Source organism: Komagataeibacter sp. NFXK3 (assembly GCF_054182245.1).
Genome location: NZ_JAPIVJ010000010.1, coordinates 83,699 through 103,920, shown reverse-complemented (window position 1 = coordinate 103,920; position 20,222 = coordinate 83,699). Strand labels below are relative to the sequence as shown.

Here is a 20,222-nt window from a genome sequence, read left to right as displayed (position 1 = left end):
CACAGGCCCTGCCCACAAGGGCGGGGTCGCAGCAGGCCAGGCCATGCAGCCTGACCTGAAGGCCGGGCGCGATGCCCCCGATGTCACGGTGGCGGACAGGCGCTGGAACCGCGCCGTCCGCCACCCTGCCCGCGTGGTTGAGCGCGCGGCAGGCGCCGCCCTCGCGGCCACGGGCTGCCACGGCCCGGTCACGGTGGTGCTGGCCGATGACCGCACGGTGGCCCGCATGAACTGGCGGCATCGCGGGCGCAACAAGCCCACCAATGTCCTCACATTCGAATACCCCGCGGCAGGCGGCGTATGGGGGGGTGACATCATCATCGCCTTCGAGACCGTGGCGCGTGAGGCGCAGGCGGCAGGACGCGACATGGCGGCCCATCTGGCGCATCTGGTTGTGCATGGCGTGCTGCACCTGGCCCAGTATGACCACCACCACCCCGGCGAGGCCCGCGAGATGGAAATGCGCGAGGCCCGCATCCTGTCCGGCCTTGGCGTTGCCAACCCGTGGAAGCCGGGCCGCATGGTAATGCGGGGGGCACGCTCATGAGCCGCCCCGGCACCGATGCCAACGAGGAGCCTCCGTCCGGCTCGCGCGGCAAGGGATTTCTGTCGCTGTTCAGCCGCAGGCGCGCTGAGCCGGGGCTGCGCCATTCCATTGCCGCGCTGGTCAAGGAAGCCGATGACGCGGCGGGGGATGACGCCAATCCCCACGCCTCCGAACTCGACCGGCAGGAGCGCGCGCTCCTGGCCAACGTGCTGCGCCTGCGTGGCATCACGGCCGATGACGTGATGATCCCGCGCGCCGACATCGTGGCGATGCCCGTCGATATCAGCCTCGACGAGGCGCTGGCCATGATGCGGCGGGAAAACCATTCCCGCATGCCGGTCTATCGCGACCAGCTGGATGACATCGTGGGCATGATCCATGTGAAGGACCTGATTGCCTATGTCGGCACATCGGAAGCCTTCCGCATGGAGCCCCTGCTGCGCCAGCCGCTCATGGTGGCCCCGCAGCTGCCCGTGCTCGACCTGCTTTTGCAGATGCGGGTGCGGCATGTGCATCTTGCCCTCGTGATCGACGAGTATGGCGGGATCGATGGCCTCGTCACCATCGAGGACCTGATCGAGACCATCGTGGGCGATATTTCCGACGAGCATGACGAACCGACCGTGAGCATGATGCGCGAACGGCCCGATGGCACGCTTGATGTCGATGCCCGCACCCCTGTTGCCGCCTTTGAGGAAAAAGTCGGCCCCGTACTCACGCGCGAGGAGCGCGAGGCCGAGATCGAGACCGTGGGCGGCCTGGTGTTCCGCCTTGCGGGCCACGTGCCCACGCGCGGCGAGATCGTGACGCATGAAAGCGGCATGGTGTTCCGCATCCTTGATGCGGATGCCCGCCATATCCGCCACGTGCGCGTGCGCCTGCCGCCCCGTGAGGCAGCCCCGCAGCAGGCCTGAACGGATGGCGCGCCAGAACGGGCGCGCCATCCGATAAGGGCATGATGGATTTACGCACGCCCCGCACGGCCCTAATACTGATCCCCGCCGGGGCCATGCCCCACCCCTGTCCCCACCGGAGAGTGACCGTAATGCCCATCACACGCCGCACCCTGCTTGCCTTAACCCCCACCCTCATGGCTGGCGGCCTGCTGTCTGGCCGGGCCATGGCGCAGGCGGCGGACCCGCGCCTGTCCATCCGCGCCGTGGGCAACCCGGCGGCCAAGGTGCATGTGGAGGAATTCTTCTCGCTTACCTGCACGCATTGCGCGCGTTTTGCCGCCGAAGTCTTCCCCGAGGTGCGCAGCAAGCTGATCGATACGGATAAGGTGTACTACATTTTCCGTGATTTCCCGCTTGACCAGGTGGCGCTGACCGCCTGCATGGTCGCGCGCACGCTCGCCCCCGAGCGCTATGAGCCGTTCGTGCTCGCACTGCTGTCCAGCCAGGATCGCTGGGCCTTTGGCAAGGAACCGGCGGAATCCGAGGCCGAGATCCAGAAAATGGCCGCCCTTGCCGGCATGTCATCCGACCTGTTCCAGCAGACCATCCATGACGACAAGCTGCGCCATGCCATCATGGATGAGGAAGACCGCGCCCAGGCCCTGTACAAGATCGACGGCACGCCGACCTTCCGCTTCAATGACAAGGAACAGGTGGCGCAGGAACTGACCTACGAGCAGTTTGCCCAGAAGGTTGAAGCGGCGGCCCGCTGAGCATGACCGCCCGTTTCGTCCGGCTGCGCATCGCAGGTTTCAAGAGTTTCGCCGATCCGGTCTCCGTGGAGATCCTGCCTGGCCTGACCGGCATTGTCGGGCCCAACGGGTGCGGCAAGTCCAACGTGGTCGAGGCCCTGCGCTGGGTCATGGGCGAAACCAATGCCCGCGCCCTGCGCGGCGGCGAAATGGATGACCTGATCTTCGCCGGCACCACCGCGCGCGCCGCCCGCAACATGGCGGAAGTAACCCTTACGCTGGAAGGGGCGGCCGAAATCGCCCCCGCCCCCTTTACCGGGCAGGAGGAGCTTCAGGTCTGCCGCCGGGCCGAGCGCGGGGCGGGCAGCGGCTACCGCATCAATGGCCGCACCACGCGCGGGCGCGACGTGCAGACCCTGTTTGCCGATCTGGCCTCCGGTGCGCGTTCATCGGCCATGGTCAGCCAGGGCCGCGTCTCGGCGCTGGTCAATGCCCGCCCTGAGGAACGGCGCACCATTCTGGAGGAAGCAGCCGGCATTACCGGCCTGCATGGCCGCCGCCACGAGGCCGAGCTGAAACTGCGCGCGACCGAGGCCAATCTCGCGCGCGCGGAAGATCTGCGCCTGCAACTCGAATCCCGGCTTGGTGATTTGCACGAGCAGTCCGAACAGGCTTCGCGCTACCGCGAACTCTCGCAGGACCTGCGCGACTCCGAAACCGCCCTGCTGGCGCTGCTGCATGCCCGCGCCCATAACGGCGTGGCCGAGGGCGAGGCCGCCCTGCTCGCCGCGCGCACCGACCTCAGGGCCGCGGAGGAAATGGCCGAGACCGCCGTCCTGACCGATTACGAAGTAACAAAGGCCCTGCCCGCCCTGCGCGAGGCACTCGATACGCGGCGCACGGCACTCGAACGCTTCAAGGTCCGCGCCGAAACCATTGCCGAGGAACTGGCCCGCGCCGAGGCCGCGGCGGAACAGGCGCAGGCCCGCCTTGCCGAATGCGAGGGCGTACAGGCCGCGGCCCTTGCGCGGCGTGATGACGCCACCCGCATGCTCGGGCAGCTTGAGGCCGAGCGGGCACAGGTCTCGGAACGCCTTTCCGCCCTGCCTGCCCTGCGCGAGGCCACGCAGGCCGAATGCACCGCGCTGGCCCAGGCCATGACCGGGATGGCGGCCCGCGTGGAAGAAGCCACCACCACCGTGCGCGAGGCCGAACTGCAGACAACGCAGGCCCGCGAAGGGCTTGCCACGGCCACCGCCGCGCATGAGCACCTTGCCACCCGGCACGCGGCCCTCGCCACCGAGATCGCGGCTCTTGAAGCCGACATGCCAACGGCCGAATCCATTGCCGACCATGACGGACAGATCACGCAGGCCGAGGCACAGGCCACCCACGCCCTGAGCGCGCGCGAGGCCGCCACCCGCGCCCATGCCGACGCCACGCTACAGGCGGACCTTGCCCGCAATGCCGCAACCGAGAGCCTGCGCGTGCATGCGCAGGCCACGCAGGATGCCGCCACGGCCACCAGCAGGCTCGAAGCCCTTGAGCGCGACGTGGCAACGCTGGGCAACCATGTGCGCAACGCCCGCGCGGACCTTGTGCCCGAGGCCGAGCGCACGCGTCTGGCCCAGGCGGAAACCGAGGCCCGGGCCGCCCTTGATACCCTCCGCGCCGAACGCGCCACGGCAGAGGACGCCCGCGCACAGGCGACACAAGCTGAAATTCAGGCCAATGCCCGCCTGAAGGAAGCCCGCGCCACCCGCGCCACCACCGAGGAAGCCCTGCGCGCTGCCCGGGCCGCCCACAAGCGCGCGCGCGACGAAGTCGATACACTTGCCGCCAGCATGACCCGCCTGCGCGCGCAGGCCGTGCCCGATGAGGCGCTACAGGCGCGCGTGGCCAAACGCGAGGCCGCGACCGCAGCACTGGAAGCCGCCCGCCAGCACATGGCTACAGCCGAGGCCGCCACCGTTGCCGCAACACGGGAAGATGAAGCCTGCGCCGGCCGCCTTGCCGGGGCCCGCGCCAGCCTGTCGGGCCTCGAGGCGGAAGCTGACGGCCTCGCCCGTGCGCTGCATAGCGAGACGCAGGCCGATCCCGCCCGTGGCACGACGCTGGCGGACAGCCTGCATGTGCCCGCGGGGCTGGAAACCGCGCTGGCCGTGGTGCTGTCCGATGGGCTTGAGGCGGTGGTCAAGGGCGTGGCCCCGCGCTCATGGCATGACCTGCCGCCTGCCGCACCCGCGCCCTTTCCGGCTGCGGGCATCGAACCGCTTTCCGCCGTGCTTGAGGCTCCGCCTGCCCTGTCACGCGCGCTGGGTGCGGCAGGCCTGCTACCCGATGGCATGGATGGCGCCCCCCTTCAGGCCAGCCTGACCCCGGGGCAATGCCTTGTCACCCGCGAGGGCGCGCTCTGGCGGTGGGATGGCTACACGCAGGCCCCCAACCTGCCCGACCGCGCGGCACTGAGGCTCAAGCAGCTCGGCCGCCTGCGCGCCCTGCGCACGGAACGCGAGCAGTTGCGCGCCACGCTCCCGGCGCTGGAACAGGCAGCACAGGCCGCCACAACCACCCGCCAGCAGGCAGGCCAGGCCCTGACAACCGCACGCGACGCCCGCATGGCCGCCGAGAACGCACTGGAAGCCGCCCGCACGGCAGAGGCCGAACTTTCACGCCAGCACGCCACCGTCTCGGCCCAGATCGATACGCTCGCGGTGCAGCAGGCCACGGCCCAGGCCGCCCTGGCGGATACCGAGGCCGCCTGCACCCGCGCCGCAGCGCAGGAAGCCAGCCTGCCCGACCTCGAGCAGCTGGCCCGCGCCCAGCAGGCGGCAACGCAGGCTGCCACGCAGGCACAGGATGCCGAAAAGGCGCTCCGTACCCGCTGCCAGCAGGCTGAAACTACGCTGGAACAGGCCCGCCGCGCCCTGCAGGCCGCCACGACCCGGCATGGCGAGGCGGAAACACGCCTGCAGGCCCTTCTGCCCGAACAGGCCCGGCTGGAAAACGACCGAGACACCGCCAGCACCGCGTTGGCCACCCGGCGCGAACAGCTTGCCGCCCTGCCCGCCCCGGCTGTAGCCGAGGATGCCGCCCGGCAGGCCACCGCAGCCGCGACACAGGCAGGCGAAGCGCTGGAACAGGCCCGTATGGCAGTGGAAAAGGCCACGACCCGGCTGGAGCAGGCCCGCGCCGCACGCACGGCCCTTGAGCAGAAAATGCGCGAGACCGGCGCCCGGCTTGAAGCCCGGCAGGCCCGCATGGCTGACCTGACCGATGGCCTGCGCCAGGCCGAAGCCACCGTTGCCGCCGCCCGCGCCCGCCTTGAGGCCCTGCCTGACCTAAGCGGGCTGGAACACGCGCTGGCCAGCCTGCGTGAACAGGCCGAAAGCCTGCGCGCGCAGGAAACCGAACAGCGCGACGCCCTGGCCCGCCTGCATACGGAAGATGCCACCCTGCGCCAGCGCTTTGAGGCATCCGGACAGGACATGACGCAGTGGACCGCCCGCGTGGAGGCTGCAAGCCTCGAAGCCGAGGCCGCCGGGGCCCGCCTGCACAATGCCCGGGCCGAGCATGAGCGCGTCGCCCCCCAGCCCGTTGCCGTGCGCGAACGGCGCGATGCAATCGCAACCGAACTGGCCCGGCACGAAGCCAGCCACGACGTGGCGATGGTGGAACTGCAACAGGCCGAAACCCGCATGGCGGAAGTGCAGCAGGGCCGCCGCACGGCGGAAGAGGTGCTGACCGCAGCGCGTGAAGCTGTGGTCCGCGCCGAAGGCAGGCGCGAGCAGGCGCAGGTGCTGCTGGCCCAGTTGCAGGCGGACTCGACGCCGCCCGCGGGCGTGGTGCCCACAGACCTGAGCGTGAACGCCGAGACCGGCCTGCGCCGCAAGGTTGCCCGCCTGATCCGCCAGCGCGATGAACTGGGCCCGGTCAACCTGCGGGCCGAACTTGAGGCGCAGGAGGCATCGGGCAAGATCGACACGATCTTGCATGAGCGCGATGAGCTGCAATCGGCCATTGCCCGCCTGCGCGGCATGATCGGGCAGCTCAACCGCGAGGGGCGCGAGCGGCTGATGGCCGTGTTCTCGCAGATCGACCAGCATTTCCAGGCGCTGTTCGCCCGCATGTTCAATGGCGGGCGGGCGCATCTGGGCATGGTGGGCAATGACGACCCGCTTCAGGCCGGGCTGGAAATCTATGCCCAGCCGCCGGGCAAGAAGCTGGCGACACTCTCGCTGCTTTCAGGTGGCGAGCAGGCGCTGACCGCGCTGTCGCTCATCTTCGCGGTATTCCGCTGCAACCCCGCCCCGGTCTGCGTGCTCGATGAGGTTGATGCCCCGCTCGATGATGCCAATGTGGGCCGCTTCTGCGCCCTGCTGGCCGACATGGTGGCCGAAGCGGGCACGCGCTTCCTTGTCGTGACCCACCACCAGCTGACCATGGCGCATATGGACCGCCTGTATGGCGTGACCATGCAGGAGCGCGGGGTCAGCCGCGTGCTGTCGGTTGACCTCGAACGCGCAACCGAAATGGTGGATGCCGAACCCGCCAGATAAAGCATTGATAAGAAATGAAAGTTTTTGGTGAAGCTTTTTCCAAAAAGCTTCGAAAGAAAACGCCGCCTTTTTGAAAAAAGGCGGCACCCAAAAACTTTAATGACTGCCTATATATGGTGCGACGGGGGCGGTACCTGACCGCATCCCGTCAGTTACCGATTGGCCCCTTACGGCAGCATGCTGCCAGTCTCGATGAAGCGCTGGTGCCATGACAGCGCCTCGGTCAGCAGGTGCGGCGACTGCTGGCCGAACGACCCCGCGCGGGCGCGCTTGTAGTAGTCCTGCAGCATGGGGCGGTAATCGGGGTGGGCGCAGTTGGCGATGATCACTTCCGCGCGCTGCTTGGGCGAGAGGCCACGCAGGTCGGCCAGGCCCTGTTCGGTCACGAGCACCTGCGAATCCTGCGTGATGTGATCGACGTGCGAGGCCATGGGCACGATGGCGGAAATCTTGCCGCCCTTGGCGGTCGATGGCGTCATGAATACCGAGATATAGGCATTGCGGGCAAAATCACCCGAGCCGCCAATGCCGTTCTGGATCTTCGAGCCCATGATCTGGGTCGAGTTCACGTTGCCATAGATATCCGATTCGATCAGGCCGTTCATGGCGATACAGCCAAGGCGACGGATCAGGCCGGGATGGTTGCTGATATCCTGTGGGCGCAGGATAATTTTTTTCTGGAACTCGCGCATGCGGCTGTTGAGCGATTCCGCGGCTTCCGGGCTGAGCGAGAAGGCCGTGGCCGAGGCCACCCGCATCTTGCCGCTTTCCAGCATGCCCAGCATGCCGTCCTGAATCACTTCCGTGTAGGCGGTCAGGTCATCGAACGGACCTTCCTCCAGGCCGCCCATCACGGCGTTGGCCACGTTGCCCACGCCGGACTGCAACGGCAGCAGCGAGGGCGGCAGGCGGCCCATCTTCACTTCATGGCGGAAGAATTCCATCAGGTGGCCCGCAATGCCGCGCGCGGTCTCGTCCGGCGGGGAGAACGGGGCGTTGCGGTCGGGCGCATTGGTCTCGACAATCGCCACGATCTTGGCGGGATCGACCTTGAGCGCGGTGCCGCCGATGCGGTCATCGGGGCGCAGCAGCGGAATGGGCTGGCGGTGCGGCGGCAGGGCGGCACCGTACCAGATGTCGTGCATGCCCTCGAGGGCCGCGTCCTGCCAGCTGTTGACCTCGATGATCACCTGTTTGGCGGTGTCAAGCCATGTCTTGGAATTGCCGACGGAAGAGGACGGCACGATGCTGCCATCTTCACGGATGGCGGTGGCCTCGATGATGGCGGTGTCGATCGTGCCAAAGAAGCCCGCCCAGGCCATGGGGGCGACATGGCTGAGATGCATGTCGAGATATTCCGTCTCGCCCTTGTTGATGCGCGCGCGCAGGCCGGGATCGGAATTATAGGGCATGCGGAAGGAGATGCCGTTGACCTTGGCGAGTGCGCCGTCAAGCTCCGGCCCGGTCGAGGCGCCGGTGAGCAGCCGGATGCGGTGCTCCTTACCCTCGGCATGCGCGCGCTCCATCAGTGCCGCGAGCGCCTGCGGCACGGCCTTGGGGTAACCGGCGCCGGTAAAGCCACTGGTGCCCACCGTGCTGCCCGGGCGGACAAGGGAGGCCGCCTGCTCGGCGGTGGTGATCTTGGCCCGGAGCGCCGCATTCCGGATTCGGGTGTGGTCGATCATGAACTTTCCCTCAAACTCTTATCGTTATGCCCGGCCGGTCGAGACCGCGCCGGATATGTCGTATGCCGTCGTCACGGCCCTGGCCGGGGCCGATCTGCCGGGGCAGCAACGGTGGTGCGGGTATTCCCTTTGCACCAGAGCGCTTCTCCCTGCGTTTCACTTCAGCATGACGTCTTCATCTGTTCTCCGTCCTGCAGGCTACGTCACAACAAAAGAGTGTGACACGGCGCCCTGACTCCGGTTGGCTGTTTCACGTTTGCTCCATCAGGCACGCCACAGGCCGCGGCGCGATGTCTTCTGCCGATCTGTGTCGGGGGTAATATATTCCGGTTTTTTCCTGTACAATATCGTTACCCGGATGCAACCGGTTTGTGTCATTAAGGATACATTATTGCCCATCCCCCTAGTGCATGGCGGTCAATCTTGTGAATAATAGGAGACCAGACCCAGCAAGGGGCACAACCCGGACCGGCCACCAACAGGAGAGGATTTTCGCTTGAGACGTCGATTTCCCTCTCATCGGCCTGTCATGGCACGGGATGCCACATTCCCGCCCGCCGCCGAGCGGGAAGACGCAGCCCCCCCTGCCCCGCCCGCGCTGCCCACGCACCCGCTCGCAGGGCTGCTGGCGGGGCGCCCCCTGCGCGTGGTGGGCGACGTGCACGGCGACCTGCATGCCTTCCGCCATGCCGCCGCGACCGACCGCTTTGTCATACAGCTGGGCGACCTGGTGGATTACGGACCGGACAGCGCGGGCGCGTTCCGCCTGATCGATGAAGGGCGCGGCCTGTTCATACTGGGCAACCATGACCGCAAGCTGGCCCGTGCACTGCAGGGCCGCAAGATGCGCCGCGACCCGCCGCTGATGGAAACGCTGGCCGCCTTCCTGCGCGAGGAGAACAGCGACGTGTACCAGCGCGCGCTGGCCGACCTTGCCAAGGCGCCCGCGTGGATCGTGCTGGGGCACTCCATATTCGTGCATGGCGGCTTTCATGCCCGCATGCTGGGCGAACTGCCGCCACCGGGGCTGGGCACGGTAACACCCCTGCTGTCACGCGCCCTGTTTGGCGAGACGACAGGCCGCATGCAGAAGGATGGCTACCCCGAGCGCAGGCTGAACTGGGTCGATCACATTCCGCCGGGCTATACGGTCTATTGCGGGCATGACCGCCGCTCGACTGACGGGCGGCCCTGGGTGCGCAACGGCCGCATGGGCGGGCGGGCCATCTTTACCGATACCGGGGCTGGCAAGGGGGGGCACCTGGCGTGGATCGACCTCCCGCCGGTGCTGTAAGTCTTTTTTCATCCCTTTTTTATCGCAGGAGCGCGGACACCGATGAACACCACCGAGGCCAGACAGGACGCAGCCCGGCTCAAACTTGAAGAGCTGCGCTGCAGCATCGACAATATCGATGCCGCCCTGATCTACATGCTGGCCGAGCGCTTTCGCCACACGCAGGCGGTGGGCAGGCTCAAGGCCGCCAACGACATGCCGCCCGCCGACCCCGCGCGTGAGGCACGCCAGGTGGCACGGCTGCGCGAACTGGCCACCGCAGCCCATCTGGACCCCGATTTTGCGGAAAAATTCCTGGCCTTCATCATCCGCGAGGTCATCCGCCACCATGAGGCCATTGCCGCGGGCACAGGCCAGTAACCGCCGTCATGCCCCGCCAGCTCGTGCTCATGCGCCATGCCCAGGCCGCTCCCGCCGCATTTGGCGACATGGGCGCCAAAGCCGACTTCAACCGCGCGCTCACCCCACATGGCCGCGACAGCGCACATGCCCAGGGGGCATGGCTGCGGGCGCGCGCCTTTGCCCCGCAGCTCATACTGGTCAGCCCCGCGCGGCGCACGGTCGAGACGCTTGCCGCACTGGGATCATTTTATGGCGATCAGGAACCCGATATCCGATATGTGAACGAACTGTATGAGGCGACGGCCGAAACGGTGCGTGAGATGCTGTATGGCATTTCCGATAAAGTAAGCAATATCATGGTATTAGGGCACAATCCGGCCTTGGGCGCCCTGGTGTTTGGCTGGGGCGGCCGGCATTGTCCGCCCGCCCTTGAAGGCGCCATGCAGCGCGGCTTTCCACCGGCCTCGATCGCCTGTTTTACCGCCAAAAAACCATGGAATTCCGCCACCGATGGTGAAATCGACCTGAACGCCCTGTCTTGCCAATAATGTCATTGCGGCAAAGGGGGGCATGGATTGCCACGCCGGGGGTTTCGTTCCTATCGTCAGAGCCGAGGCCCGATGGGTGCCGCCCCCCGCGGCACACGGGCATATAATTTGGGCATGTTCATAAACTGCCGCATGAACGGCAGAATGCCCGGAGGTTGGAGACATGGGCCCCCTGCCCCACCAGCGCAGGCGTGCCCCCCAGGAGGAGAGTTGTAGATGAGCGAGTCCGGAAAAACTGCCACAATCTCGCTAAACGGCAAGGATGTTGCGCTGCCCATGCTGTCCGGCACGATGGGGCCGGAGGTCGTCGACATCCGCAAGCTGCCTGCCCAGGCTGGCGTATTCACCTATGATCCCGGCTATGGCGAGACCGCGTCATGCTCCAGCAAGATCACCTTCATCGATGGTGAAAAGGGCGTGCTGCTGCATCGTGGCTACCCCATCGCGCAGCTGGCCGAACAGGCCACCTTCATGGAAGTGGCCTACCTGCTGCTCAACGGTGAACTGCCCGACAAGGCGCAGTACGACGGGTTTGTGAATTCCATCAAACACCACACGCTGCTGCATGAACAGATCCGCAATTTCTTCAATGGTTTCCGCCGCGATGCGCACCCCATGGCCATCCTGTGCGGCACGGTTGGCGCGCTGTCGTCCTTCTATCATGAAGGGCTTGATGTCTCGAATGCTGCCACGCGCTACCAGTCAGCCATGCGCATCATCGCCAAGATCCCGACCATCGCGGCCTGGGCTTACAAATACACGCAGGGCGAGACCTTCATCTACCCGCGCAATGACCTGTCCTACGCCGAGAATTTCCTGTCCATGATGTTCGCGGTGCCGAGCGAGCCCTACAAGATCAACCCGGTGCTTGCACGCGCCATGGACCGCATCCTGATCCTGCATGCCGACCATGAGCAGAATGCGTCGACCTCCACCGTGCGCCTTGCGGGCTCGACGGGGGCCAATCCGTTTGCATGTATTTCCGCAGGCATCGCGGCACTTTGGGGGCCCGCCCATGGTGGGGCCAACGAGGCGGTGCTGAAAATGCTGGCCGAGATCGGCCACAAGGACAACATCCCCGAATTCATCGCCAAGGTGAAGGACAAGACCAGCGGCGTGCGCCTGATGGGCTTTGGCCACCGGGTGTACAAGAACTTCGACCCGCGCGCCAAGATCATGCAGGCCACCTGCCATGAGGTGCTGGGCGAGCTTGGCATCAAGGATGACCCGCTGCTCGACCTGGCCATCGAACTGGAGAAAATTGCGATCCATGACGAATATTTCGTCAAGCGCAGCCTGTATCCCAATGTCGATTTCTATTCCGGCATCATCCTCAAGGCCATGGGCATCCCCACCAGCATGTTCACCGTGCTGTTTGCCGTAGCCCGCACCACCGGCTGGATCAGCCAGTGGAAGGAAATGATTGAGGAACCCGGCCAGCGCATCGGCCGCCCCCGCCAGCTCTATACCGGATCGCCCGAGCGCAATTTCGTGCCGTTTGACAAGCGGGCCTGATTGAAAAAACCGTGCCGGGTGGATGAGTGCCCCACCCGGCATGGCAATCCTGTTTTTGCAGGAATTTTCGTTATTTAGACCGCTATTGTCATAACATGTTTCGACGGTCACCATATGCCAATGGACCGGGAATATCCGTTGAAACACTTCCGGAAGCTAGCCAAGCAGCTTCCCGATGCCCCATTTTTACGCAATTCAGTTCCTCATACCCCGTATGGAAACGCGTTGATATGGCGCCGCTGTTCAAGGGGACCATGCATGTCCTCGCCGCTGATCCACTACGGTGCGCCGGGTTGCGCGAAGAACGTCAGATCTCCATCAACAGATTCAGAATAACGTGCTGGTCTTGCGAAACGGATCGCTCATTCCATTAAAATAAAGGACCAAAAAAATAATTTATATCTGTGTTATTTATAATAATACAGAATCCGCTACGTATATATAAAGAAAGAATGATACCGCCGCAGCAAGTATATCAGAACAGATTTAAATAAAACTGAAGAAGACGGAAACTAGCATCTGATCCTGTCGTGGACAATATGTTCCGTTACGGCGTGATGACCGGGCCAAAGGCTGCTTCTGGTAATGTTGCGTCATTCGTCCAGCACGTGACACGTGATGCGGACGGAGCATTTACGTTCTCTCACCTGCCTGCTGGCATCTGGCTACAGAGATCGGTCGCGAGAATATTGTCGTCAAGGAGGTCGGGACCCAGCCTGGCCAGACCACATCAGTCACCCTGCAGCATCGCTGGAATTATCCACCTTCGTGGCGGCATGGCCCGTTCCTGTGGCAGGTCGGTCTTGAGGGGAATACGCCGGGCATCTTCGATAAAGTTCCTCGTCTGACATGAAAACCGGACAGACTGCATCCGCAGTCGGCCCTGCTTTTTTACGAATCCCCTTCCCCGGATGGATCAGTCACACTCACACCCGGCAGTCGGGCCAGGGCGCTTCTGGATCACGTGATGGTCGATCCATTCCGATACCAGGCGCCGCGCCTCGTTGAGCGAGGATTCGGGGTGGTGGATGCGGTAGAGGGTCGTGCAGGCATGGAAAGCCGACACATCGCTGGTCCCGACGCCACGCAGTTCCTGGTAGGCGGTGATTACGGCACGCTCGCATTTGCGGGCGATGCGACTGTTTTCAACAGACACGATGCGATGATCCACTAGTGAGAATGATTATTAATATTGAGATACTAGAGCGAATACCCCGTGGGGGCAAGGTACGCGAGCACTCACACTCTGCTGATCGGGTCACGTTATATTTCCGATGCGGCGTTTTTTTGGCAATTCCGCCCCCATTGGCCCGGACACCGATGGATTTTCCGCCCTGTTGCGGTTAATCGTCTGTGCTGACATTCAGTACACGCAATTCATTTGGCCGGAGATAGGGTATGCACGACGCCACGGGGAATGGGGCAGGACTTTCAACAGGCACAACCGCATGGGACCGCGATGCGGCACTCATGACCGCGCGCCTGCTGCTGGAAATCAAGGCCGTCAACTTCCGCCCCGATGATCCATACACCCTGACCTCGGGCTGGAAATCGCCGGTCTATATCGATTGCCGCCGCATCATCTTCTTCCCCCGCGCGCGCCAGAAGATCATGGAACTGGCGGTGGAAAAGATCGGCCGCCATGTCGGCTACGAAAGCATCGACGCCGTGGTGGGCGGCGAGACGGCGGGCATTCCCTTCGCCGCCTGGATTGCCGACCGCATGATGGCGCCCATGGCCTATGTGCGCAAAAAGCCCAAGGGTTTTGGCCGCAATGCCCAGATCGAGGGTGACGTGCCCGAGGGCATGCGCACCCTGCTGGTGGAAGACCTGACCACCGATGGCTCATCGAAGGTGCAGTTCGCCAACGCGCTGCGCAAGGCGGGCGCGATCGTGGACCACACCTTCGTCGTGTTCTTCTATGGCGTCTTCCCCGGCGCGTATCGTACGCTGGCGGACATGGATATCAGCCTGCATGCGCTGTGCACCTGGTGGGATGTGCTCGAGGCCTGTGCGGGCAAGCCCTATTTCTCGGAAAAGGATGCCGCCGAGGTGCGTCGTTTCCTTGAAGATCCGTGTGCCTGGTCGGCCAAGCATGGCGGCGTGGGCAGTGCCGAAGAGGCACTGGCGCTCAAGGCCAAACGCGATTCCGGGGCCTGACCCACGGGCCAGATGATGCCGCGTGTTCTTGCCTTCGATTCGGGAATTGGCGGGTTGGGAATCGTAGCCCAGCTCCGCCCTCTCCTGCCCGGCATACCGGTCGACTATCTGGCCGACACGGCCGTATTCCCTTACGGCGAACAGCCCGATGCCGTGCTGCGCGAGCGGATCGTGCGCCTTGTGGGCGCTGCCATTGCCCGCCTGCGGCCCAGCGTGGTGGTGGTAGCGTGCAACACCGCCAGCACGCTCGCACTCGAGAGCCTGCGCGCGGCTTATGACGTGCCCTTCGTGGGCTGCGTGCCCCCCATAAAATGGGCTGCCGACCAGACCCGCACCGGCACGATCGGGCTACTGGCCACGCGGGCAACCGTGCGCAGGCCCTACCTGAAGGCTCTCAGCGCCCGCTTTGCGCCCAACTGCACCCTGCTTGCCCACGGCGCTCGCGGATTGGCGGACATGGCGGAAAACGCCTTTCGCGGCACCCCGCCAGACCCCACCCTGCTCGGGGCGGAACTCGCGGGCCTGTTCGGGCAACCCGGCGGCAGTGCAATCGACGTGGTGGGTCTGGGCTGCACACATTATACTTTTTTGCTTGATGCCATGCGTGACGCAGGCCCCCCGCATGTCACCTGGCTGGATCCCGCCCCCGCCGTGGCCCGGCAGGTCGCCCGCGTGCTGGCCGCATGCCCTGTCGCGACCGGCCCCGCCTCTTCCCCGCCCGACCAGTTCTGCTTTACCGCCCAGCCGCGTGACCTCGCGGCTCTGCGGCCGGGACTGGCCGCGCTGGGCTATGGGCAGGATGCGCCAAAGCTGTTCGACGCCAGCCCGGCTGCTGCATACAAAGGGTAGTACCGCCTTTTTTCAAAAGGCAGCGTTCCTTGAAGCTTTTTCTGATTTTCAGAGGCCAGAAAGGACAGGCCGCCCCGCCTGCTAGCGCAGGCGGTTGACGGTGTAGCTCGCCGTATCCTGCAGCATCTGGCGCAGGCGGCTGGGCGGGAAGATGGACAGCGCCTCACGCGCCGCATCGGCATATTCCGTTGCACGCTCAAGCGTGGTGCGGATAGCGCCGGTCTGTTCGATCAGGCGCAGGGCATGATCGAGATCCTCGGGCTTCTGCTCGCTTTCCTCGATCACGCGCTGCCAGAAGGCACGATCCTCCGCCGAGCCCGCGGCATAGGCCGCCAGCACTGGCAGGGTGATCTTGCCTTCACGGAAGTCATCCCCCACCGTCTTGCCCAGTCGGGCCTGATCGGCGGCGTAATCCAGCGCGTCATCAACCAGCTGGAAAGCCATGCCCAGATTGGTGCCGTAGGATTCGAGCGCGCGCTCCTCATCCTCGCCCCGGTCGGCCACGACAGCGCCCACGCGGCAGGCTGCGGCGAACAATGCCGCAGTTTTGCCATGAATCACTTCCAGATACTGATCAATCTGTGTGGACAGGTCATTCTGCGTGGACATCTGCAGCACTTCCCCTTCCGCAATGGTGGCGGAAGCGGATGAGAGGATATTCATGACCTTGAGCGAGCCATCATCCGTCATGAGCTGGAACGAGCGGGCGAACAGGAAGTCCCCCACCAGCACCGAGGCCTTGTTGCCAAACACCGCATTGGCGCTGGCCATGCCCCGGCGCAGCGAACTTTCGTCCACCACGTCGTCATGCAGCAGCGTTGCCGTGTGGATGAACTCCACGCAGGCGGCCAGGGCCACGTGGCGCTGGTGCGTGGCATCGGGCTGGTAGCCGCACAGCCGGGCGGAGGCCAGTGTCAGCAGCGGGCGCAGCCGCTTGCCACCGGCGGCCACAAGGTGGGCTGCAAGCTGGGGAATAAGGGCGACCGGGCTGTCCATCCGCTCGACAATGGCGCGGTTGCACGCCGCCATGTCATCCGCAAGATATTCCGCCAGATCGCGCAGGGCGACTTCTGATCCATCTGCCATCGGGCGGCGAGCCCCTTCGTCTTTCTGACTTGCCGTTTCGTCGGATTCCGGCAGACTAACTGCTAGGGCCAAAAGGTTACTCTCCCGGTTCCGAATGTATGAACATAGAATGAGTATATGGGCGGCGCTGGAATAACGGTCAAGCCGGAGCAAACAGGCACACGGCACGGAGCAGCGCATGACCTGCCTCTCCCCCCCTCGGGCATGGACCCTGTAACCACGGGCCACCTGCTGGGCGGAAAGGTGGTCTATCGCCAGTTTTCGACCGGAAACAGGACCGGGCTTGAGCCTGTTCTGATGGCCGCTTTCGTGCCCGCGCGCCCCGGCCAGATCGTCATGGAAGGCGGATGCGGTGCGGGCGCCGGGCTGCTTTGCCTGTCGAATCGGGTGCCCCGGCTGACCGGAATCGGGCTGGAGCATGATGGCGCCACCGCGGCACTGGCCCGGCACAACTTCATGCTCAACCATCGCCACGGGCTGCATGTGCGCCATGCCACCCTGCCTGCCCTGCCCGATGACCCGCTGCTGTCCGGCCCCGGCCTGCGCCGCATCGACCACGCCTTTGCCAACCCGCCATGGCATGGGCAGGACTCGTCGGCCTCGCCCCACAGCCAGCGCGACCTTGCCCGCCGCCTGCCCACCGGCGCGCTTGGCGGCTGGGTGCGCGCGCTCGCCGCCCAGCTACGCCACCACGGCACGCTGACGCTGGCCCTGCCCGCCACCCTGCTGGCCGCCTGCTGCACGGCCATGGAGGGCGCGCAGCTGGGCCGGATCAGGGTGCTGCCCTTCTGGCCCCGCGCGGGGCAGGCCGCACGCATCATGCTGGTGCAGGGACGGGCGAATTCACGCGCAGGCAGCGAAATGCTGCCCGGCCTTGTGCTGCATGAGGCGGATGGCCGCTTTACGCCACAGGCCCGCGCCATACTGGAGCAGGGCATGCCGCTCATGCCTTGAGCACAGCGATATGACTGAAAAACAAAAGCTTCCGGGCGCCGCCTTGTTTCAAAAAGGCGGCATTTCCTGAAGCGTTCTGGAAAAAAGCTTCACCAAAAACTTTTTCCCCTCACCTTACTGGCAGGCGAGGCATTCTTCGTAGTCGCCTGATGTGGCGGGGCCGCCTGCATCCTTGGGCGGTACGTCGCGCTTTTCCTGGCCATCGCTCACCGCATCGGCGCGCTGGATCGACAGCGAGCGGCAGTAATACAGCGATTTCACCCCCCGTTTCCACGCCATGTAATGAATCTGGTGCAGGTCGCGCTTGTGCACGTTGGCAGGCAGGAAGATGTTGACCGACTGCGCCTGGCAGATGAACGGCGCGCGATCGGCCGCATGCTCGATTACCCAGCGCTGGTCGAGTTCGAACGCGGTCTTGAACACGTCCTTCTCCTGCTGGGTCAGGAAGTCGAGATGCTGCACGCTGCCCTTGTTGAGCGTGATGGACGACCAGACATCGCTGGTGTTCCGGCCCTTGCTGGTCAGCAGCTTGTCAAGGTGGCGGTTGCGCACGGTAAACGAGCCGGACAGCGTCTTTTGCAGGAACACATTGGCCGCGATCGGCTCGATGCCGGGGCTGGCATTGCCCGCGATGATGGAGATCGACGCCGTGGGCGCAATCGCCATCTTGTTCGAGAATCGCTCCATCACGCCATATTCCGCCGCATCCGGGCAGGGTCCGCGCTCTTCGGCCAGCTTGCGCGAGGCGGCATCGGCCTGCGCGCGGATGTGCTGGAAGATCTTGCGGTTCCAGCTCTTGGCCACGACGCTCTCGAACGGCACGTTCTTGGCCTGCAGGAAGGAGTGGAACCCCATCACGCCCAGCCCCACCGAGCGCTCGCGCATGGCGGCGTAGCGGGCGCGCTCCATGTCATCGGGCGCGCGGTCGATGAAGTCCTGCAGTACGTTGTCGAGGAACAGCATCACATCCTCGATGAACTGCGGATCATCCTTCCACTCATCCCATGTCTCGAGATTGAGCGAGGACAGGCAGCACACCGCCGTGCGCTCGCGGCCATGGTGGTCCATGCCGGTGGGCAGCGTGATCTCGGCGCACAGGTTCGAGGTCTTGACCTCAAGCCCCGCCAGCTTGTGGTGTTCGGGGCGCGCGTTGTTCACGTGGTCGGAATAGATGATGTACGGCTCACCCTGCTCCATGCGCGCGGTCAGGATGCGAATCCACAACGCGCGGGCCGAAACCTTGCGGATGACCGTGTTGTCCTTGGGGGAAAGCAGCGCCCATTCATCATCATCGGCCACCGCGCGCATGAACGCGTCCGACACCAGCACGCCGTGATGCAGGTTGAGCGCCTTGCGGTTGGGGTCGCCGCCGGTGGGGCGGCGCAGCTCGATGAATTCCTCGATCTCGGGGTGCCAGACCGGCAGGTACACCGCCGCCGAGCCGCGCCGCAGCGAGCCCTGGCTGATGGCCAGGGTCAGGCTGTCCATGACCCGGATGAAGGGAATGACGCCCGAGGTCTTGCCGTTGCGGCCCACGTTCTCGCCAATCGAGCGCAGGTTGCCCCAGTAGGAACCGATGCCGCCGCCCTTTGAGGCCAGCCACACATTCTCGTTCCACAGGTCCACGATGCCGCGCAGGCTGTCATTGGCCTCGTTGAGGAAGCACGAGATGGGCAGCCCCCGCGAGGTGCCACCATTGGAAAGCACCGGCGTGGCCGGCATGAACCAGTGCCGCGAGATGTAGTCATACAGCCGCTGGGCATGGGCGGGGTTGGCCCCGTAATACGAGGCCACGCGGCCAAACAGGTCCTGGTAGCTCTCATCGGGCAAAAGGTAGCGGTTGTTGAGCGTTGCCTTGCCAAACGCCGTGAGCAGCGCATCGCGGGAGTGGTCCACGCGCACGGGATGATGGCCGGGAAGCTGGACCACGCTATCAAGCATGTCAGACGTTTCAGCCATAGGCGTACTGTCCTTTCCCTGAACGGTCCCATCCCAGTTGGCAGAACGATCGGCCATGCCGCCGGATATGTCATCCAGGACCATTTACATTCTCCGTAATCGGCCCGCGCCAAGACACGCAGGGCCTTTCGGGCGCCTGCGTGGTGGGACGGGTCTTTATGATATGCCCCTATATATGGACTATTCCATGCCGCTTTGCACTAGATAATGTGGCCCGGGAAAATGGGGAGCGTTGCCTCGAATCAGCGGTGAGCTTACGTCAAGCGCGTTGACGGCAGATTATTTTTTTTAATTTTTCTTCCCGCCATCGCACGCGGCAAGGCTGCCCCAGCGCGCCTTTGCCGCCTCATCCTGCGCGCGCGCTTCAACCCAGGCGCTCCGCCCATCTGCAAATTCCTCGCGTTTCCAGAACGGCGCGCTGGTCTTGAGCCAGTCCATCATGAAGGTGGTGGCCTCCTGCGCGCCCCCCCTGTGGGCAGAGGCGCACAGCACCAGCACGATGGGCATGCCCACCGCCAGCCTGCCAACCCGGTGGATGACCGTGCAGCCTGCCAGTCCGAATCGCGCGCATGCCGATTCCGCTATGCGGCGCATCATGGATTCGGTCATGCCGGGATAATGCTCGAGTTCCAGCGCCACTAGGCCGCCGCCGCCGCGCACGATTCCGGTAAAGGCTGCGACTCCCCCCACATCCTCATGCCCGCGCAGCAGCAGCGCGGTTTCATGGGCGCTATCGAACGCCTCGACCTGAACGCGGATCGTGACACGCGGCATGGTGGTCTCAGCCCCCTGTAACCGGCGGGAAGAAGGCAATCTCGTCATGCGCCGCAATAGGGGCGGCAATCGTGGCGAAACTCTGGTTCACCGCCACGCGGATCAGTTCGGGCCTGGCGAAGATGGCGGCATATTCTCCTCCACGCGCGTTTAGCGCTGCAATCAGGTCCTGCACGCAATGCGCGCCCTGTGGCAGGGGCAGCGTCTCGCCGGAGCGGCCAAGACGGTCGCGCAGCCATGCAAAATAAAGAATGCGTAGCATTCCGCTCTTCTCTCCCACTCAGGGCAGGCCCGGCACCGCG

Annotated in this window: 17 protein-coding genes; 11 read left to right on the top strand and 6 right to left on the bottom strand. The window is 64.8% G+C overall.

Going from position 1 to position 20,222, the window contains the following annotated elements; genetic code table 11:
- Window positions 1-43: 43 nt before the first annotated feature.
- The 4 genes from ybeY (at window position 44) to OQZ28_RS12095 (ending at window position 6,754) form a co-directional block, all read left to right on the top strand.
- Complete coding sequence (ybeY, locus tag OQZ28_RS12110) at window positions 44-547, top strand: rRNA maturation RNase YbeY (RefSeq protein WP_458136297.1); 504 nt, start codon at window positions 44-46, stop codon at window positions 545-547.
- Window positions 544-1,461, top strand: coding sequence for a hemolysin family protein (locus OQZ28_RS12105; RefSeq protein WP_130731755.1), 918 nt, complete (start codon window positions 544-546; stop codon window positions 1,459-1,461). The genes ybeY and OQZ28_RS12105 overlap by 4 nt, the downstream gene beginning before the upstream one ends.
- 131 nt (window positions 1,462-1,592) lie before the next feature.
- Window positions 1,593-2,216 (top strand): thioredoxin domain-containing protein, encoded by a 624-nt coding sequence (locus OQZ28_RS12100; protein ID WP_130731754.1) that lies wholly within the window; start codon window positions 1,593-1,595, stop codon window positions 2,214-2,216.
- Window positions 2,217-2,218: 2 nt separating this feature from the next.
- A complete protein-coding gene (locus OQZ28_RS12095; protein ID WP_458136283.1) occupies window positions 2,219-6,754 on the top strand; it encodes an AAA family ATPase in 4,536 nt (1,511 codons plus the stop codon).
- Window positions 6,755-6,921: 167 nt separating this feature from the next.
- On the opposite strand, the gene OQZ28_RS12090 is transcribed toward OQZ28_RS12095, so the two are convergent.
- Window positions 6,922-8,439 (bottom strand): acetyl-CoA hydrolase/transferase family protein, encoded by a 1,518-nt coding sequence (locus OQZ28_RS12090; RefSeq protein ID WP_130731752.1) that lies wholly within the window; start codon window positions 8,437-8,439, stop codon window positions 6,922-6,924.
- Window positions 8,440-8,968: 529 nt separating this feature from the next.
- On the opposite strand from OQZ28_RS12090, the gene OQZ28_RS12085 reads away from it, so the two are divergent.
- The 4 genes from OQZ28_RS12085 to gltA all read left to right on the top strand — a co-directional run bounded on the left by OQZ28_RS12085 (window position 8,969) and on the right by gltA (window position 12,138).
- The gene (locus OQZ28_RS12085) at window positions 8,969-9,733 is read left to right on the top strand and encodes a metallophosphoesterase (protein ID WP_458136296.1); all 765 of its coding nucleotides are present in this window, start codon (window positions 8,969-8,971) and stop codon (window positions 9,731-9,733) included.
- 42 nt (window positions 9,734-9,775) lie between these two features.
- The gene (locus OQZ28_RS12080) at window positions 9,776-10,093 is read left to right on the top strand and encodes a chorismate mutase (RefSeq protein ID WP_078524201.1); all 318 of its coding nucleotides are present in this window, start codon (window positions 9,776-9,778) and stop codon (window positions 10,091-10,093) included.
- A gap of 8 nt (window positions 10,094-10,101) precedes the next feature.
- Entirely contained in the window at window positions 10,102-10,623 is a 522-nt protein-coding gene (locus tag OQZ28_RS12075; protein ID WP_130731750.1) for a SixA phosphatase family protein, read from the top strand.
- 216 nt (window positions 10,624-10,839) lie between these two features.
- A complete protein-coding gene (gene gltA / locus OQZ28_RS12070; RefSeq protein ID WP_130731749.1) occupies window positions 10,840-12,138 on the top strand; it encodes a citrate synthase in 1,299 nt (432 codons plus the stop codon).
- Window positions 12,139-13,054: 916 nt separating this feature from the next.
- On the opposite strand, the gene OQZ28_RS12065 is transcribed toward gltA, so the two are convergent.
- Window positions 13,055-13,309: a hypothetical protein gene (locus OQZ28_RS12065; RefSeq protein ID WP_082770746.1), complete on the bottom strand. Its 255-nt coding sequence runs from the start codon at window positions 13,307-13,309 to the stop codon at window positions 13,055-13,057.
- A 227-nt stretch (window positions 13,310-13,536) separates the two neighbouring features.
- Between OQZ28_RS12065 and OQZ28_RS12060 the strand changes: the two genes are divergently transcribed.
- Window positions 13,537-14,298: an orotate phosphoribosyltransferase gene (locus tag OQZ28_RS12060; protein ID WP_458136282.1), complete on the top strand. Its 762-nt coding sequence runs from the start codon at window positions 13,537-13,539 to the stop codon at window positions 14,296-14,298.
- Between the two features lie 15 nt (window positions 14,299-14,313).
- Window positions 14,314-15,147, top strand: a complete 834-nt coding sequence (locus tag OQZ28_RS12055; RefSeq protein WP_458136295.1) for a glutamate racemase — start codon at window positions 14,314-14,316, stop codon at window positions 15,145-15,147.
- A gap of 81 nt (window positions 15,148-15,228) precedes the next feature.
- Here the strand turns inward: OQZ28_RS12055 and OQZ28_RS12050 are convergent, their stop codons facing one another.
- Window positions 15,229-16,233 carry a polyprenyl synthetase family protein gene (locus OQZ28_RS12050; protein ID WP_130731748.1) on the bottom strand — a complete coding sequence of 335 codons (1,005 nt, stop codon included), beginning with the start codon at window positions 16,231-16,233 and terminating at the stop codon, window positions 15,229-15,231.
- Between the two features lie 204 nt (window positions 16,234-16,437).
- On the opposite strand from OQZ28_RS12050, the gene OQZ28_RS12045 reads away from it, so the two are divergent.
- Window positions 16,438-17,187, top strand: coding sequence for a tRNA1(Val) (adenine(37)-N6)-methyltransferase (locus OQZ28_RS12045; protein WP_458136281.1), 750 nt, complete (start codon window positions 16,438-16,440; stop codon window positions 17,185-17,187).
- 114 nt (window positions 17,188-17,301) lie between these two features.
- Here OQZ28_RS12045 and OQZ28_RS12040 read toward each other — a convergent pair whose 3' ends face one another.
- The 3 genes from OQZ28_RS12040 to moaD form a co-directional block, all read right to left on the bottom strand.
- A complete protein-coding gene (locus tag OQZ28_RS12040; protein WP_458136280.1) occupies window positions 17,302-19,146 on the bottom strand; it encodes a ribonucleoside-diphosphate reductase subunit alpha in 1,845 nt (614 codons plus the stop codon).
- A gap of 288 nt (window positions 19,147-19,434) precedes the next feature.
- A complete protein-coding gene (locus tag OQZ28_RS12035; RefSeq protein WP_458136279.1) occupies window positions 19,435-19,920 on the bottom strand; it encodes a molybdenum cofactor biosynthesis protein MoaE in 486 nt (161 codons plus the stop codon).
- A 7-nt stretch (window positions 19,921-19,927) separates the two neighbouring features.
- Entirely contained in the window at window positions 19,928-20,182 is a 255-nt protein-coding gene (gene moaD / locus OQZ28_RS12030) for a molybdopterin converting factor subunit 1 (RefSeq protein ID WP_130731744.1), read from the bottom strand.
- Window positions 20,183-20,222: the final 40 nt, after the last annotated feature.

Coding starts and splice junctions, on each gene's coding strand:
- ybeY (WP_458136297.1), top strand. CDS start 44: ATGCAGCCTGACCTGAAGGCCGGGCGCGATGCCCCCGATGTCACGGTG.
- OQZ28_RS12105 (WP_130731755.1), top strand. CDS start 544: ATGAGCCGCCCCGGCACCGATGCCAACGAGGAGCCTCCGTCCGGCTCG.
- OQZ28_RS12100 (WP_130731754.1), top strand. CDS start 1,593: ATGCCCATCACACGCCGCACCCTGCTTGCCTTAACCCCCACCCTCATG.
- OQZ28_RS12095 (WP_458136283.1), top strand. CDS start 2,219: ATGACCGCCCGTTTCGTCCGGCTGCGCATCGCAGGTTTCAAGAGTTTC.
- OQZ28_RS12090 (WP_130731752.1), bottom strand. CDS start 8,439: ATGATCGACCACACCCGAATCCGGAATGCGGCGCTCCGGGCCAAGATC.
- OQZ28_RS12085 (WP_458136296.1), top strand. CDS start 8,969: ATGGCACGGGATGCCACATTCCCGCCCGCCGCCGAGCGGGAAGACGCA.
- OQZ28_RS12080 (WP_078524201.1), top strand. CDS start 9,776: ATGAACACCACCGAGGCCAGACAGGACGCAGCCCGGCTCAAACTTGAA.
- OQZ28_RS12075 (WP_130731750.1), top strand. CDS start 10,102: ATGCCCCGCCAGCTCGTGCTCATGCGCCATGCCCAGGCCGCTCCCGCC.
- gltA (WP_130731749.1), top strand. CDS start 10,840: ATGAGCGAGTCCGGAAAAACTGCCACAATCTCGCTAAACGGCAAGGAT.
- OQZ28_RS12060 (WP_458136282.1), top strand. CDS start 13,537: ATGCACGACGCCACGGGGAATGGGGCAGGACTTTCAACAGGCACAACC.
- OQZ28_RS12055 (WP_458136295.1), top strand. CDS start 14,314: ATGCCGCGTGTTCTTGCCTTCGATTCGGGAATTGGCGGGTTGGGAATC.
- OQZ28_RS12050 (WP_130731748.1), bottom strand. CDS start 16,233: ATGGCAGATGGATCAGAAGTCGCCCTGCGCGATCTGGCGGAATATCTT.
- OQZ28_RS12045 (WP_458136281.1), top strand. CDS start 16,438: ATGGACCCTGTAACCACGGGCCACCTGCTGGGCGGAAAGGTGGTCTAT.
- OQZ28_RS12040 (WP_458136280.1), bottom strand. CDS start 19,146: ATGGCTGAAACGTCTGACATGCTTGATAGCGTGGTCCAGCTTCCCGGC.
- OQZ28_RS12035 (WP_458136279.1), bottom strand. CDS start 19,920: ATGCCGCGTGTCACGATCCGCGTTCAGGTCGAGGCGTTCGATAGCGCC.
- moaD (WP_130731744.1), bottom strand. CDS start 20,182: ATGCTACGCATTCTTTATTTTGCATGGCTGCGCGACCGTCTTGGCCGC.